Source organism: Micromonospora sp. NPDC049679 (genome assembly GCF_040659735.1).
Classification (GTDB): Bacteria; Actinomycetota; Actinomycetes; order Mycobacteriales; family Micromonosporaceae; genus Micromonospora_I.
The window spans coordinates 318,735-333,070 of record NZ_JBFANZ010000001.1; the positions used below are offsets into that span (position 1 = coordinate 318,735).

Consider the following 14,336-nt stretch of genomic DNA (forward strand, 5'->3'; position numbering starts at 1 on the left):
CGCCATCCGCGACCGGACTGAACCATCGTTACGATCCTGGCGTGACTGCACAGCAGAACGCGGCCGAGATCAACATCCACACCACCGCCGGCAAGCTGGCGGACCTGGAGCGTCGGGTCGACGAGGCCGTGCACGCCGGTTCGGCGCGCGCGGTGGAGAAGCAGCACGCCCGCGGCAAGAAGACCGCCCGCGAGCGGATCGAGCTGCTCCTCGACGAGGGCTCGTTCGTCGAGCTCGACGAGCTGGCCCGGCACCGGTCCACCAACTTCGGGCTGGAGAAGACCCGCCCGTACGGCGACGGCGTCATCACCGGCTACGGCACGGTCGACGGACGGCAGGTCTGCGTCTTCGCGCAGGACTTCACCGTCTTCGGCGGCTCCCTGGGAGAGGTCTTCGGCGAGAAGATCGTCAAGCTGATGGACCTGGCCATGAAGACCGGCTGCCCGCTCGTCGGCATCAACGACTCCGGCGGCGCCCGCATCCAGGAGGGTGTGGTCAGCCTCGGCCTGTACGGCGAGATCTTCTTCCGTAACGTGCGCGCCTCCGGCGTGATCCCGCAGATCTCGCTCGTGATGGGGCCCTGCGCGGGCGGCGCCGTCTACTCCCCCGCGGTCACCGACTTCACCGTGATGGTCGACCAGACCTCGCACATGTTCATCACCGGCCCGGACGTCATCAAGACGGTCACCGGTGAGGACGTCGGCTTCGAGGAGCTGGGCGGGGCGCGCACCCACAACGCCAAGAGCGGCAACGCGCACTACCTCGCCACGGACGAGGAAGACGCGATCGAATACGTCAAGGCGCTCCTGTCGCACCTGCCGAGCAACAACCTCGACGAGCCGCCGGTCTTCCCCGTCGACGTGTCGACCGAGGTGACCGACGAAGACCGGGAGCTGGACACGCTCATCCCCGACTCGGCGAACCAGCCGTACGACATGCACCGGGTGATCGAGCACGTCCTCGACGACGGGGAGTTCCTCGAGGTTCAGCCCTTGTACGCGCAGAACATCGTGGTCGGCTTCGGCCGGGTCGAGGGACGACCGGTCGGCGTGGTCGCCAACCAGCCGATGCACTTCGCCGGCTGCCTCGACATCGCCGCCTCGGAGAAGGCGGCGCGCTTCGTGCGCACCTGCGACGCCTTCAACCTGCCGGTGCTCACCTTCGTCGACGTGCCCGGGTTCCTCCCCGGCGCGAGCCAGGAGTGGGACGGCATCATCCGGCGCGGCGCGAAACTGATCTACGCGTACGCCGAGGCGACGGTCCCGAAGCTCACCGTGATCACCCGGAAGGCCTACGGCGGCGCGTACGACGTCATGGGCTCCAAGCACCTCGGCGCGGACCTCAACTTCGCCTGGCCGACGGCGCAGATCGCGGTGATGGGCGCGCAGGGCGCGGTCAACATCCTCTACCGCTCCGAGTTGGGGTCCGCCGACGACCCGGCCGCCGTGCGGGCGGAAAAGATCCAGGAGTACGAGGACACACTGGCGAACCCCTACGTGGCGGCGGAGCGCGGCTACGTCGACTCGGTGATCGCGCCGTCGGAGACGCGCGCACAGATCGTGCGGGGCCTGCGGATGCTGCGGACGAAGCGGGAGACACTGCCGCCGAAGAAGCACGGCAACATCCCGCTGTAGGCCCTTGTGGTCCGGGCCACACGCGGTCACATCCGGGTGGGCCGGCCCGTCCTCCTCACATGACACGTATTCCGTTGCTCGGTGAAAAGCAGGTCGGCCGGTTCACCCGGATCGCGTTCCGATTCGCGCGGCGGCGTTTCGGCGAGGTGCCGGAGCCCTTCCGCGCCGCGGCGCACCATACGGGGCTGATGTGGACGTACGCGATCCACGAGTCGGCGTACGAGCGGGCGGCGACCCGGCTCAGGCCTGAGCTGCGCGACCTGGTCGTGCACCGGGTCGCCACCCGGATCGGCTGCTCATGGTGCGTCGACTTCGGCACCATGCTCGCGGTGCGGGCCGGGCTCTCCGTAGAACGGCACCGCGAACTCGCCCACTACGCGAGCTCACCCGCGTTCACGGAGCTGGAGAAGCTGGCCCTCGCGTACGCCGACGCCATGACCGACCTGCCGATGACCGTCACGGACGAGCAGGTGGCGGGGCTGCGGTCGCGGCTCGGTGATGCGGAGCTGATCGAGCTGACGTACGCGATATCGCTGGAGAACCTACGGGCGCGCACGAACCACGCGCTCGGGCTGACCGCGCAGGGCTACACGAACGGGGACTCCTGCCCGGTGCCGTGGGACGTGCAGATCAGCGCGGCAGCGCCCGCTCCGGGGCGGGCGTCGGCACCGCGGTGAGCTTGGCCGGGTTGAGCTGGTCGAAGATCCCCGTGATCCGCCCGTCGGCCACGGCGAACGCCATGGTGAAGCGCATCGCCCGACCGTCCGGATGGGTGGCCTCGGTCAGCAGGCCCAGGTCGCCGTTGATCAGCACCGGCTCCACGAGAATGGTCGTCGCCTCCTTGACCGCCTTCCGGAAGATCCCGGCGACGAACCGGGCGACCCGGGCGGCGCCGACGACCGGGTGGCGGGCGGCGGAGACAACTCCGCCGCCGTCGCCAATCATGACCGCGTCGGGGGCGAGCACGGCCAGCAGCCCGTTCAGGTCGCCGGCTTCGACGGCGACGACGAACGCCGCCAGGACGCGCCGCTGCTCGGCGCGGTCCGCCCGGTGCTGCGGCGCGCCCTCGGCGGTGACCGCGCGGCGGGCACGGGAGGCCAACTGCCGCGCCGCCGCGCCGGTCGTGCCGAGGATCTGCGCGATCTCCTCGAACGGCACCGCGAAGACGTCGTGCAGCACGAATGCCACCCGCTGCTCGGGCGTGAGCCGCTCCATCACCACGAGCAGCGCGAAACTCACCTCGTCCGTGCGGGCCGCCCGGTCGGCCGGATCCCCGGCGAACCCCGCCAGCCCACCCGGCCCCGGCAGCCGGGACACCAGCGGCTCCGGCAGCCACGGCCCGACGTACGCCTCCCGGCGCGTCCGCGCCGAGCGCAGCACGTCCAGGCAGATCCGCGCCGTCACCGTGGTGAGCCACGCCGGCAGTTCCTCGATCGCCGCGCGATCGGCGGCCTGGTAGCGCAGCCACGCCTCCTGTACCGCGTCCTCCGCCTCGGGGCGGGAGCCGAGCATCCGGTAGGCCACGGCGAGCAGCCGGTCGCGCTCCCCCTCGAACTCCGTCACCGCGTCCACCGCGGCATCCTCCCGCCTACCCGCCGACGCCGGGTAGCGGGAAGTCGGCCAGGATCGGGCCGGCGAGCGCCCCCACCGCAGATCCCAGCGCGGCAATGTTCACCAACCCGAAGAGCGCGACCCACAAAAGCCCGGGCACGCCGGTCAGCCGCGCCAACTGGTCCGCGTCGGACTCCGGCTGCTGCCCCCGGCTGCGCTGAGTCTGCAGCTCAACGACCGGCCGCACCCCTCCGATCAGGAGAAACCACACCCCCGTGTACGCGAACGCGGCCTGCACGTCGGGCGGGGAGTACCACGAGACGACGAAGACCACCGCCGTGGTGACCACAATGGACACGATGCCGAAGACATTGCGGATCATCACCAGCATGGCGAGCAGCAGGGCGACGGCGATCCAGAGCAGCATCGTGATCCGGTTCCCGGCGAGCAGCCAGGCGCCGGCCAACCCGATCAGCGACGGCGCGACATAGCCGGCGAGCAGGGTGAGAATCATGCCGGGCCCGGTGGGCCGACCCGCCGAGAGGGTGAGCCCCGACGTATCCGAGTGCAGCCGGATGCCGCGCAGCTTCCGGCCGGTGAGCAGGGCGACCAGGGCGTGGCCGCCCTCATGGGCGATCGTGATCGCATTGCGGCCGATCCGCCATGGCAGCCGGGTCGCGACCACCAGCACGGCCAGGGCGGCGGTGATCAGGACCAGCAGCGGCGGCGGATCCGGCTGCGCCCCGAATAGCCGGTCCCACAGTTCAGTCAGCCCATTGATCGACACAGCGAACGAGCCTAGCCCAGTTGGCGGCATTTCATCTGATCTTGAAACACGGTAAGAGCGTCCGGATAGCGGACGACGCACCGGTCAGGGCCTCACCCATTCCGTTCGGCGACGAACACCCCGACGCCCGGCACACCCTCGATCAGGCCGGTCGCCTTGAGCCAGTTGATGGCACCACGGACGACGGTTATCGAAACGCCGTATTGCTCACGTAGTTCAGCCGTGCTTGGCAACTGCGCGCCCGGGCGCAGCTCACCCGATGCGATCTGCCCCTTGATGTCATCGATGATCTTCTGGGTCTTCGAGGTCGCCACGTCTTCTCCCTGGTCCGCAAAACCATCTGATCACGGGCTGACCTCCAACTACAAGCCTCAGTAGGCATGTAGCGGCACCATGTGTTGCTTTATGCATAAGGCTGAGATAGCTTCAACGACGTCGATTCCCTGGTCCGCAACCGGCGGTTTCGGCCAACGCGCGGCGGCCGGCTCTCCCCCGGCTGCCGGTCGCCGCGCACCCCGTTCCTGCTGCTCAGGAGGTGAGACGTGGAACGCGAACGAGCCATCTTCATGGTCGAGCGACATCAGCCGTCCCCGCTCTGGCGGCTGCTACGCATCCTCCGCTGCGCCACCTGCCGGCGGCGCTGGCCGTGCGCGCGCTATCTGGAGGCACGTACGGCGGTGCTCAGTCACGACCGGCACGACGTGGCCAACCTCGTACGCCGGAATACCCGCAGCTGGAAGGTGTGAATGCCGCCGACTGTGCAGGTCACCGTCACACTCACGCCCGGTCTCGACAGCTGGCTCGAGACCGTGCGGGACGGTCCACCCATCCTGGTGATCGAAACCGGGGACACCGAGTTGTGTCTCGTCCTCGCCTCCGATCAGGTCGGCGCGAATGACCTACACGCCACCCGGCGGCTCGCCGAGCTGATGGCAAAGTTCGCCGAGCAGGTCAATGAAAGACACAGTGGCGGCAGCGGGATCGGCTATCACCCGTAGGTCGATAACTGGTCCTGCTGCCGCCATCACTCGCGTCGTGCTGAAACTCGTCCGGGGTCACATTCGCCGGCGGTTCGAAACCGGCACCGCCACCCGCGCGGGCACCCGGCGCTCGGGCACTCCCCTGCGAAGCAGCATCCAGGTCCCAGCCGCAGCGACGGCCACGGTGGCGACTCCGGCGATCGCGAGCAGCATCGTCATCAGGCCCAGGCTCGCCACGAGCAGGACCACGTCGGCCGCTGCCACCAGCATCCACAGCGCCAGCTTCGGCTTTGCCGTATGCAGTCGGAAACTCACGTCGCACCTCCTTTCCGTCGTAGAGGGGTTACTACCCCTGCTACGGGAAAGTCATGCAGCCTTCCCCCGAACGGGTTGGAACCCGCTGGCGATCACGTCGTAGTCGGCGAGGCTCTGCTCCCACGTCGATGCGGGGGTCTCCCAGTACAGCGCGTACGCCTTGTCCTTTGCCGCGATGAAGCCGCGGTTGCGGACGTGCATCTGGGTCCCGCCGTTCGTGTGCAGCCACTCCCAGTCGGCGGCCTTCACCCCGTAGTCGACGGCGTGGATCTGCCCGACGCGCTGATAGTTGCTCTCGGTGGACCGCCGGTACTCTTCCTTCGACTTCCAGTCCGCCACCGGATCGGGCTGCGGCGAATCCGTCTGGTCGATCATGAGCATCCGGCCACCGCGGGCGTCCACGAACTGCACCCGGCCGCCCTCGTCCGTGCTGACCTGCCAGCCCTTCGGGATCGGCACGGAAAAGCCGGTCGGATCCTTGTACATCTCCCAGCCGGCAGGCAGCACGAACGGCGCGGCACCAGTCGGCTGCGCGGACGGTTGCGTGGGCGGGACGCTGCTCGGCGCGGGACCGCTGCCGTCGCCCTGCGGCGAACCGGACGACTGCGGCGCGCCACCGCTGGCTCCGGCGGTCGGGGTGGGCTTCGCCGCGCCCGGCCCGCCGCCCCGTTGACCGCCCTGGTCCCCGCCGCGCGACGCGACGATCACCACGATGGCCAGCACGAGCAGGGCGAGGACGGCCGCAGCGATCCAGAGCGTGCGCTTATCGCGAAGGGCAGACCCGGGCGCCGCGACGACGGCGGGTCCGGCTGGAACCGCCGCGACAGCGACCGCCTTCGGCGGCGAGTCAGTCGCGGTCGACGGGACAGCAGGCTCAACCATGGTCGACGCCAACGCGGGCTCAGCGGCCGTGGGCGCGGGAGTCGAGTCATCCGCCGCCGACGCGGAAGCCGGTTCAGCCGTCGGGGCATCGGCCGTCGCGGTCCCGGCCGCGGAAGCCGCATCCACAGGAGCCGAGTCGGACGTGACCGGATCAGCGAGAGCCGGGTCAGCCGGCGCCGAGTCGGACGGGCCGGGGTCGGCGACGGGGGCCACGATCGTCGGAGCGGCCTCGGACGACGGCTCAGTCGTCGGATCCACCGGGGCGGCGTCCACCGCCGTGTCCGCAACGGCCGGCTCAGACTGCTGGCTCGGTTCCTCCGCCGCCGGGTCCGTCACGGGTGGTGGTGGCTCGACCGGGGCGGGCCGCGGCGGCGACGGCGGGACGAGACGCGGCGGCGGACTCACCATCGCGGCGATCGGCGGAGGCGACACCGGCGCGATCCCGGAAACGTCCGCGGGCGGGCGCTGTACCGGCACGACCGGATTGCGCGGCTCACGCGGCTTACCCAGGGGGCTCGGTCGACGTACCCCGTCAAGCAGTGACCTGCGCACGCGCGGTGGCCGCTTGCCGGACGCGCGCAGCAACAGACGCTCCGCCTCGTCCGCCTTCATCCGGGCAACCGGATCCTTGCGCAACAGTCCATTGAGCACCGATTTGAGCTGGCCGGCGTTCTTCGGCGGCGGCGGCGGCTCGGTAGCCAGCGCGGAGAGTGTGGCGATCGCGGACGGCCGGGCGTACGGAGAGTGACCCTCCACCGCGGCGTAGAGCGTCGCGCCCAACGACCACATATCGGCTTCCGGACCCGCGCTGCCGGTCCGCGCCCGCTCCGGCGAGATGTACGCGGGCGATCCGAGGACCAGGCCCGTCCGGGTCACGTTGGGATCGCCCGGCACCGTCGCCAGACCAAAATCGGTGAGTACGACCCGGCCGTCGTCACCGAGCAGCACGTTGCCCGGCTTCACATCGCGGTGCATGACCCCCGACCGGTGTGCCGCGCGCAGCGCGCCCAACACGCCCAGCCCGATCTCCGCCGCGCGCACCGAAGACACCGGGCCGTCACTGGCGAGCACGTCCTGCAGCGAACGCGACGCCACGTACTCCATGACGATCCACGGATCGGCCTCGGTGCGCAGCACGTCGAAGACACGGACCACGTTGATGTGGTTGAGCCGGGCGATCGCGCGCGCCTCGCGCAGCGACCGTTCCCGCATCTCCTGCCGCTCCTCGGGCGTCAGGCCCGGCGGCGGCACCAACTCCTTGATGGCCACATCGCGGTGCAGAACCTCGTCGCGGGCCTTCCACACACGACCCATGCCGCCCTGACCGAGCGGCTGCATCAGCCGGTAACGGTCAGCGACAAGTTGCGGGTGTGCTGTGGACATCTCGAAAAACCTACCCGTATGCGCTCGGCGTCACACCTGCGGCATGTGCCACTGTGAGGCGTACGTCATTGACGTGACGGCCGGCGAGTCGAGGCAACCTTTCGCTCGCGCGGCGCGTCGTACTCTCTTCGTATGTCTGACGCAGAGCCGTCGTTCCGGGTTGTCCGCGGCACGCCCACCGCCGAAGAGCTGGCCGCCCTCGTCGGCGTGATCGTCGCCCGGTCGCATCCGGTGGCGACCACCGCGCCGCCGCCCGCACCCTCCACCTGGGTACGCAGCGCACGCCCCACTGCGGGCATCGACTGGCGCGGTCCCGGCGCCTGGCGCACCTCCGGCCTGCCCCGATGACGCTGTCCGAGGGCTGCCTCGCTGGCGTTGATTCGCTAGCCTCACTGACGTAGTGGGTTCGGAGTACCTGGGGAGGGGCGATGCTGCCGGAGGAAGACCGTCCGCCAGCCTGGCTGCGCGACTACGGAGACATCGAAGCTGACATCAGCAAGATGGAGGAGTTCGCCGCCAAGCTCGACGCCGAGGTACGCAACAACTACGGGCCCCATGCCGAGTCCCTCTACGAGGACATGCGCACCGAGATCCCCCGCCCCTACGCGATGTTCGAAGAACTCTCGTCGTTCCTCACCGTCCATAACGCGGCGGAGCGCGAAACCGCTGACTTCGTGCACTTCTACCAGAACGCGACCGGCGGATTCGCCACCGCGGCCACCAAGGTCAGCGAGCAGTACCGTCAGTCCGACGCGTTCTCCGCCGCCCGCGTGCGCGACATCGAGGCGGCGTTCCACGGCACTGCCGTCGCAAAACCCAACGTCCAGGGCACCGAACCGGCGACGACGACCGACCGCACCGTGCCCGACGTTCCGACCGACCCGGCGGGGGTGTCCTGATGCACGACGCGGGCGGCGGCGGAGGCTACGCCGGCAGCACCAACTTCTACGGGCTCAACGTCGAATCCATGTGGAAGCTGATCGAGCACCACGAGACCGACACCCACTGGACGCACGTCTCGGGTTGGCGCAAGACGTATGAGCTGACCTCGACTCACCTCTACCGGCTGAAGGAATACCGGGAAAACCTGGCGGCCGCCTGGCCACCCGAGAAGAGTCAGGCGTCGCGCGCATTTATCGACCGACTCGACTACCTGATCAGTCACGTCCAGGCCACGTACGACGTCGCGATCGCGAACTACACGACGTTCAGCAGCGCGACGAACGCGCTCTCGACTGCTCGGCATGACCTGAAGAAGGTGTACGACGAGTACGTCCAGAAGCAGAAGGCAAAGCAGGACTACGACGAGCGGGTCGAGGCCGAGAAAGCTTCTCTGCTACCCGGTGTGGCGTTGGGCGACCCGCCGGTCAGCAACGACGAGCTGGACAGGCTGAACTGGAAGGCCCGGTCCATCATGTTCGGTCTGGGCGGCACACTCGTCGAAGCCCGCGTGACCATGCAAAAGCCCCCGCCGTACAAGCCCTCAGGCTTCATAGATGAACCAGGCGGCAACCCGTCTTCAGGCGGTGGAGGTGCCCCTCCACCCGCGATTCCGCCGATGGTTCCGATTCCGGGGCCGCCACCAGGCACTCCCGCGTCGTATGTACCCGGATCGGGGCCGGCGCCCACGCCTGTGCAGGCCGTGCCGACCCCGGCGCCGCCCGGGCTCGGTCCGATCCTCACTGGTGGCGGCCCGCCGGTGGCCACGCCACCTCCGCCGGTCGCACCACCCCCGCCGGCGGGGGTCATCACGCCAACTCCGGCTCCCACCCCGGGCATCGTCCTTCCACCGACCATGCCGGCCAAGTCCGGCGGCCTGCCCGGCGGGGGCAAGATCGGCGGTTCCTCACCGCTCAACTCCCCGTTCGGCCCTGGCGGAACGGGACCGGGCGCGGGTGCGCTCACCAAGCCGGGTGCTGGCGGAGTCGCGGGTGGACTGCCTCGTGCGATGCCGCCCGGCGGCATGATCGGAGGCGCTCCCGGTGCCGGTCTCGGCCAGCCCGGAACGCCTCCTCAGGCAGCTCGCCGAGTCAACCCTGTCGGCGGCGTAATCGGTGGTCAGCGTTCCGGTGTTGGCGGGGGCGGGCCGATGCAGCCCGGCGCCGGCCAGCCGTTCGCGCCACACGGAACTCGGCCCGGTCAACGACGAGACACCGATGAGCAGGGTCGACGCTGGGACAACGACAACCCGTGGGAGACCGACGAGGGCGTGGCGCCGGTCGTCATGCCGTCGAGGGAGAACGGGCGCATCGATCCGGGGCCGGCGATCGGCTTCGATCGGTGAAGTTCTGCGCAGTGCGGACGGCTGCGGCGCTTTTATGCGCCGCAGCCGTGACCGTAACGCCAGCAGCGCCGGCTCACGCGGACAAGATCCGGAACGACCAGTGGCACCTGCAATTCTTAAAAGTGGCTGAGGCGCACATCATCAGCCAAGGCGAGGGTGTCACAGTCGCGATAATTGACAGCGGCGTCGAGCCTCACCCAGACCTGCGCAACAACCTGATACCTGGGAAAGATCTGGGGCAAAACGGTCCAGGTGACGGTCTTCAAGATCAGGATGGCCATGGGACAGGCATGGCTGGCCTGATTGCTGGGCACGGAAGTGGTACTGGCAACGGCGCACTTGGCATCGCGCCAAAAGCTAAAGTCCTGCCCATCCGGTACAAGGTGTCGGCGCGCGATGACAAAGGCGACGCGGACAAGATTGCAAGCGGAATTGAATGGGCGGTAGCCCATGGAGCGAAGGTAATCAACATTTCCTCTGCCGGCGGCCCTTCTTCTGCAATGGCACGCGCGGTAGATGCGGCCCTTGCGGCAGACGTTATCGTCGTGGCTGGCGTTGGCAATAGGCCCGCGTTCTACTCAATTGGTTTCCCAGCGATGTACGACGGCGTCATTGCTGTAGGCGCGACGGACCGCAGGGGGAACCTTGCAAAGGTATCGGTCACCGGTAAAGCCATGATGATCAGCGCGCCCGGTGAGAACATCTCCAGCACCGGACGAGGTGGCCGCTACCGAGTCGGCACCGGCACATCAGACTCTGCCGCGATCGTTTCGGGGGCGGCTGCTCTGATTCGGAGTAAGTATCCGGAGATGTCGGCGAAGGAAGTCATCCACCGGCTGACCGCGACCGCCGTCGACAAGGGGGCTCCGGGCCGCGACCCCGAGTACGGGTACGGCGTACTCGATCTGGTGGCGGCGCTCACGGCGGACGTGCCGCCACTGGCGGGTGCCAGCGCGAGCACCGGCCCCAGCCCTCGCCCGACGGCGGTCGATGTGACCGCGCTGCCGGAGCCGAAAGAAGCCGGCAGCAAAGCGACGATCGTGCTGGTCACGGTCGGTGTCCTCGTCGTCATCGGGATCGTGATCACCCTGCTGGTCCTGCGCTCGCGCCGCCGGAACAGCACATAGGCACGGCCGTCCAGGTAGCGTGATCCGTCGTGCGTACGCCTAATCCATTCCGGCTGGTGCTCGCTTCGCAGAGCCCTGCCCGGCGCAAGAGTCTGCAGGCCGCCGGCATCAACCCTGAGGTCCTGGTCAGCGGGGTGGACGAGTCGGCCGTGAAGGCACAAGACGCGGAGACGCTCTGCCTGACGCTCGCTCAGATGAAGGCGGAGTCGGTCGCTCACCGGCTGCGTCCGGAGGCGGCCAGCGGGCGCGATCTACTGGTGCTGGGTTGCGATTCGCTGCTGGCCTTCGACGGGGAGATCTTCGGCAAGCCGGTCAGCGCCGACGATGCCGTCGCCCGTTGGCGGGAGATGCGGGGGCGCTCGGGCGTGTTGCACACCGGGCACTGCGTGATCGATGTGTCGGGTGGCGGCCGGGCGGAGGCGGTCGCGTCGACCACGGTGCACTTCGCGGACGTCACGGACGCGGAGATCGAGGCGTACGTGGGGACCGGTGAGCCGCTGCACGTGGCGGGCGCCTTCACGATCGACGGGTTGGGCGGCCCGTTCGTGGAGCGCGTGGAGGGCGATCCGGGCACTGTGGTGGGGCTTTCGCTTCCGTTGCTGCGCCGACTTCTCGCCCAACTTGATCGGCAGATCACCGACCTCTGGGATACAGACGTCGATGAGGACTAACGTCACTGCATGACTACAAGGTCGATTCGTGTCACAGACGAACTGCAGGCGTACGTCGTAGCGCACGGCTCGCCGCCGGACGACGTGATGCGGGACCTCGCGGCGGAGACGCACACGGTGCTGCCGGAGTTCGCGGAGATGCAGGTCGCGCTCGACCAGGCCGCCTTCCTCACTCTGCTGGCTCAGCTGGTGGGTGCGCGGCAGGCCGTCGAGGTGGGCACCTTCACCGGCCTGTCGGCGCTGGCGATGGCCCGTGGTCTCGTCCCCGGCGGACGGCTGACCTGCTTCGACATCTCCGAGGACTTCACCGCGATGGCCCTGCGCTACTGGGCGCGGGCGGGGGTCGATGACCGGATCGAGCTGCGTCTCGGACCGGCTGTGGAGGGGCTGCGGGCGTTGCCGGCGGAGCCGTACCTGGATCTGGCTTTCATCGACGCCGACAAGACCGGCTACCCGGTCTACTGGGCGGAGTTGGTGCCGCGGATGCGGCGCGGCGGCCTGATCGCGGTGGACAACGTGCTGCGCGGCGGGCGGGTGCTGGCGCCGGAGGACGAGGGCGATCGCGCGATCGCGGCGTTCAACGAGGCGGTCGTCAAGGACGACCGGGTCGACGCGGTGATGCTGCCGGTCGCCGACGGCCTGACGCTGGCGCGTCGTCGCTGAGCCGCGTCCTCAGAGGGCGGCCTCGACCGCGGGGGCGGCGGGGCCGTCCGGGCGGGCGTCGAGCGGGAGTACGGGCACCGGGCGCATCCGGATCGACCGGCCGAGCCGGCCGGCGAGCACCGCGGCGACCGCGATGAACACCGGAATGAGGAGGAACGCGCGGTGTGAGCCGATGCTGTCGGCCACCCAGCCGAGCGCGACCGGCGCGATCCCGAACCCGATCGCGACGGAGTACGACGAGTAGGCGGCGGCCCGGTCGGCCTGTCCGCCTGCGACGGCGAGCGCCATCGAGATGGAGAGCGGGTAGTGCATGGCGTTGCCGATCCCCACGATCACGAGGCCGGTGACGGCGAGCCAGCCCGCGGTGGCCACCCAGAAGATCGCGAACCCGGCGGCGCTGACCGCGAGCGCGCCCAGCAGGAGCGGAACCGGTGGGATCCGGAGTGCGACGCGCCCGCCGGCGAGCCGGCCGAGGAACATGCCTCCGACGATCGAGGCGACGGCCGCGGACGCGCCACCGGGGGTCATGCCGGCGTGGGAGCGGAGCACGTCGGCGGTCCACAGCGACAGGCAGACCTCGATGGAGCCGGTCACGCCCATGAGGACCCAGGCCATCCAGTACGTCCTGGGCAGCCGGCCGGGCCGGCTGTGGGCGGCGGTCAGCGTGGCGGTGCCGCGCGGCAGGCGTACCCGGAAGACGACCGCGGCGAGCGCGACCAGTGTGATCAGGGCGATCTCGACGGCGAGCGCCGGGCGCCAGCCGTAGCCCGCGCCGACGGCGAGGCCGATCACGACGGGCGCGAGGAAACCCATGCCGGCGCAGGCGGCGTTCGCTTCGCTGATGGCCGCCGATGAGGCGGGGCCGTGGTGGTCGGCGAGCACCACGTTGACGCCACTGACCAGCATGGTGCCGAACGTCGAGATGACGACCGCCGCGGCGATGGTGGCGGGGAGCGGGCGGAAGAGGCAGAGCCCGAGGACCCCGACGGCGACCCCGGCGAGCGCGAGCCAGAGCGTGCGGGCGCGGCCGATCCGGCCGGTCACCCGCGGGAAGATGAAGCCGCCGATCAGTGCGCCGGCGGCGATGCCCGTGCTGTGCAGGCTGGCGAGGGCGGCGCTGGTCTGCTGCTCGTCGCGCAGTAGCGGAACGATCGGGCCGAACCCGTAGAGGAAGAAGCCCCACACCCCCAGCTGCGCGTAGATCAACCAGGTCAGCCGGTCATGAACAAGGCGGGGCACGGCCCTCACGCTACAAGCGATCGGACCGCGCCCCGTCGACGTGAGACAGAACTAACGGACGCTGCGGGCGAAGGCCCGCGCCGCCCACATGACCGCGAGCGACGCGAGTACGACGGTGATGAGCAGCCCCTGCCAGACGGCGTCGTTGCCGATGTCGCCGGCGAAGAGCGCCCGGGTGCCGTCGACGGCCCAGGCGAACGGGTTCCAGTCGGCGACCCGCTGCAGCCAGGCCGGCGCGAAGGCCAGCGGCAGCAGGATGCCGGAGAGGAGCAGCACCGGCTGGGCGACGGTGTTCATCAGCGGCGCGAGCGCGTCCTCGCTCTTGACCAGGAGCGCGACGCCATAGGAGACGGCCGAGGTCATCAGGGCGATGAGACCGAGCATCAGGTACGCGAGCAGCAGGTCGCCGATGTGCACGCTGAGCCCGAACGGCAGTGCCAACAGGGTGATGATGACGGCCTGGGCGAGCAGTGACACGACGTCCCGCAGGGAGCGCCCGAGCAGCAGGGCGAGGCGGCTGACCGGGGTGACCCGGGAGCGTTCGATGACCCCGGCGCGCAGCTCGGCGATGAGGCCGAAGCCCTGGAAGAGGCCGCCGAAGATGGCGATCAGGACCAGCAGGCCGGGCACGAAGACGCGGTAGACCTGGGCGTCGGTGGTCGCGCCCATCGGCGCCAGGGCCGGCTTGAGCAGTGGGGCGAAGAGCAGCAGGTACATGATCGGCTGGAAGACGCCGACGAAGATCCAGACGGGGTTGCGGAGCAGCAGCAGGGTCTGCCGCTGGAAGATCAGCCAGGTGTCGCGGGCGAGTTTCATCGGG

The 14,336-nt window shown here is 69.6% G+C and carries 17 protein-coding genes; 10 read left to right on the top strand and 7 right to left on the bottom strand.

The window, feature by feature from the left end:
* The first annotated feature begins 41 nt into the window (after positions 1-41).
* Both AB0J06_RS01500 and AB0J06_RS01505 read left to right on the top strand, forming a co-directional pair.
* Complete coding sequence (locus AB0J06_RS01500) at positions 42-1,634, top strand: acyl-CoA carboxylase subunit beta (protein ID WP_357423358.1); 1,593 nt, start codon at positions 42-44, stop codon at positions 1,632-1,634.
* A 59-nt stretch (positions 1,635-1,693) separates the two neighbouring features.
* On the top strand, positions 1,694-2,311 hold the full coding sequence (locus tag AB0J06_RS01505; protein WP_357423360.1) for a carboxymuconolactone decarboxylase family protein: 618 nt from the start codon (positions 1,694-1,696) through the stop codon (positions 2,309-2,311).
* On the opposite strand, the gene sigJ is transcribed toward AB0J06_RS01505, so the two are convergent.
* The 3 genes from sigJ to AB0J06_RS01520 form a co-directional block, all read right to left on the bottom strand.
* Positions 2,265-3,206 (bottom strand): RNA polymerase sigma factor SigJ, encoded by a 942-nt coding sequence (sigJ, locus tag AB0J06_RS01510; protein ID WP_357423362.1) that lies wholly within the window; start codon positions 3,204-3,206, stop codon positions 2,265-2,267. The two genes, AB0J06_RS01505 and sigJ, sit on opposite strands and share 47 nt — an antisense overlap.
* Before the next feature lie 16 nt (positions 3,207-3,222).
* A complete protein-coding gene (locus tag AB0J06_RS01515) occupies positions 3,223-3,972 on the bottom strand; it encodes a M50 family metallopeptidase (protein ID WP_357423364.1) in 750 nt (249 codons plus the stop codon).
* A 92-nt stretch (positions 3,973-4,064) separates the two neighbouring features.
* Positions 4,065-4,286, bottom strand: a complete 222-nt coding sequence (locus AB0J06_RS01520; protein WP_357423366.1) for a winged helix-turn-helix domain-containing protein — start codon at positions 4,284-4,286, stop codon at positions 4,065-4,067.
* Positions 4,287-4,514: 228 nt separating this feature from the next.
* Here AB0J06_RS01520 and AB0J06_RS01525 point away from each other — a divergent pair, with 228 nt between their 5' ends.
* Entirely contained in the window at positions 4,515-4,718 is a 204-nt protein-coding gene (locus AB0J06_RS01525) for a hypothetical protein (RefSeq protein WP_357423368.1), read from the top strand.
* Positions 4,719-4,730: 12 nt separating this feature from the next.
* Positions 4,731-4,970, top strand: a complete 240-nt coding sequence (locus AB0J06_RS01530; protein WP_357423370.1) for a hypothetical protein — start codon at positions 4,731-4,733, stop codon at positions 4,968-4,970.
* A gap of 57 nt (positions 4,971-5,027) precedes the next feature.
* On the opposite strand, the gene AB0J06_RS01535 is transcribed toward AB0J06_RS01530, so the two are convergent.
* Positions 5,028-5,267, bottom strand: coding sequence for a hypothetical protein (locus tag AB0J06_RS01535; protein ID WP_357423372.1), 240 nt, complete (start codon positions 5,265-5,267; stop codon positions 5,028-5,030).
* A gap of 51 nt (positions 5,268-5,318) precedes the next feature.
* Positions 5,319-7,532, bottom strand: coding sequence for a protein kinase (locus AB0J06_RS01540; protein ID WP_357423374.1), 2,214 nt, complete (start codon positions 7,530-7,532; stop codon positions 5,319-5,321).
* Between the two features lie 132 nt (positions 7,533-7,664).
* On the opposite strand from AB0J06_RS01540, the gene AB0J06_RS01545 reads away from it, so the two are divergent.
* From AB0J06_RS01545 to AB0J06_RS01570, 6 genes are all read left to right on the top strand, one after another.
* Positions 7,665-7,880, top strand: coding sequence for an acyl-CoA carboxylase subunit epsilon (locus tag AB0J06_RS01545; protein ID WP_357423376.1), 216 nt, complete (start codon positions 7,665-7,667; stop codon positions 7,878-7,880).
* Between the two features lie 80 nt (positions 7,881-7,960).
* Positions 7,961-8,431 (top strand): hypothetical protein, encoded by a 471-nt coding sequence (locus AB0J06_RS01550; RefSeq protein ID WP_357423378.1) that lies wholly within the window; start codon positions 7,961-7,963, stop codon positions 8,429-8,431.
* On the top strand, positions 8,431-9,816 hold the full coding sequence (locus AB0J06_RS01555; RefSeq protein ID WP_357423380.1) for a hypothetical protein: 1,386 nt from the start codon (positions 8,431-8,433) through the stop codon (positions 9,814-9,816). The genes AB0J06_RS01550 and AB0J06_RS01555 overlap by 1 nt, the downstream gene beginning before the upstream one ends.
* Positions 9,813-10,943 carry a type VII secretion-associated serine protease mycosin gene (gene mycP, locus AB0J06_RS01560; protein ID WP_357423382.1) on the top strand — a complete coding sequence of 377 codons (1,131 nt, stop codon included), beginning with the start codon at positions 9,813-9,815 and terminating at the stop codon, positions 10,941-10,943. The genes AB0J06_RS01555 and mycP overlap by 4 nt, the downstream gene beginning before the upstream one ends.
* Before the next feature lie 29 nt (positions 10,944-10,972).
* Positions 10,973-11,614, top strand: a complete 642-nt coding sequence (locus tag AB0J06_RS01565) for a nucleoside triphosphate pyrophosphatase (protein ID WP_357423384.1) — start codon at positions 10,973-10,975, stop codon at positions 11,612-11,614.
* A gap of 9 nt (positions 11,615-11,623) precedes the next feature.
* Positions 11,624-12,277, top strand: a complete 654-nt coding sequence (locus AB0J06_RS01570) for a class I SAM-dependent methyltransferase (protein WP_357423386.1) — start codon at positions 11,624-11,626, stop codon at positions 12,275-12,277.
* A gap of 9 nt (positions 12,278-12,286) precedes the next feature.
* On the opposite strand, the gene AB0J06_RS01575 is transcribed toward AB0J06_RS01570, so the two are convergent.
* Together AB0J06_RS01575 and AB0J06_RS01580 are read right to left on the bottom strand one after the other, a co-directional pair.
* Complete coding sequence (locus AB0J06_RS01575; RefSeq protein ID WP_357423388.1) at positions 12,287-13,516, bottom strand: MFS transporter; 1,230 nt, start codon at positions 13,514-13,516, stop codon at positions 12,287-12,289.
* A gap of 51 nt (positions 13,517-13,567) precedes the next feature.
* Positions 13,568-14,332, bottom strand: a complete 765-nt coding sequence (locus AB0J06_RS01580; RefSeq protein ID WP_357423390.1) for an ABC transporter permease — start codon at positions 14,330-14,332, stop codon at positions 13,568-13,570.
* Positions 14,333-14,336: the final 4 nt, after the last annotated feature.

Coding starts and splice junctions, on each gene's coding strand:
- AB0J06_RS01550 (WP_357423378.1), top strand. CDS start 7,961: ATGCTGCCGGAGGAAGACCGTCCGCCAGCCTGGCTGCGCGACTACGGA.
- AB0J06_RS01540 (WP_357423374.1), bottom strand. CDS start 7,532: ATGTCCACAGCACACCCGCAACTTGTCGCTGACCGTTACCGGCTGATG.
- AB0J06_RS01505 (WP_357423360.1), top strand. CDS start 1,694: ATGACACGTATTCCGTTGCTCGGTGAAAAGCAGGTCGGCCGGTTCACC.
- AB0J06_RS01580 (WP_357423390.1), bottom strand. CDS start 14,332: ATGAAACTCGCCCGCGACACCTGGCTGATCTTCCAGCGGCAGACCCTG.
- AB0J06_RS01570 (WP_357423386.1), top strand. CDS start 11,624: ATGACTACAAGGTCGATTCGTGTCACAGACGAACTGCAGGCGTACGTC.
- AB0J06_RS01545 (WP_357423376.1), top strand. CDS start 7,665: ATGTCTGACGCAGAGCCGTCGTTCCGGGTTGTCCGCGGCACGCCCACC.
- AB0J06_RS01555 (WP_357423380.1), top strand. CDS start 8,431: ATGCACGACGCGGGCGGCGGCGGAGGCTACGCCGGCAGCACCAACTTC.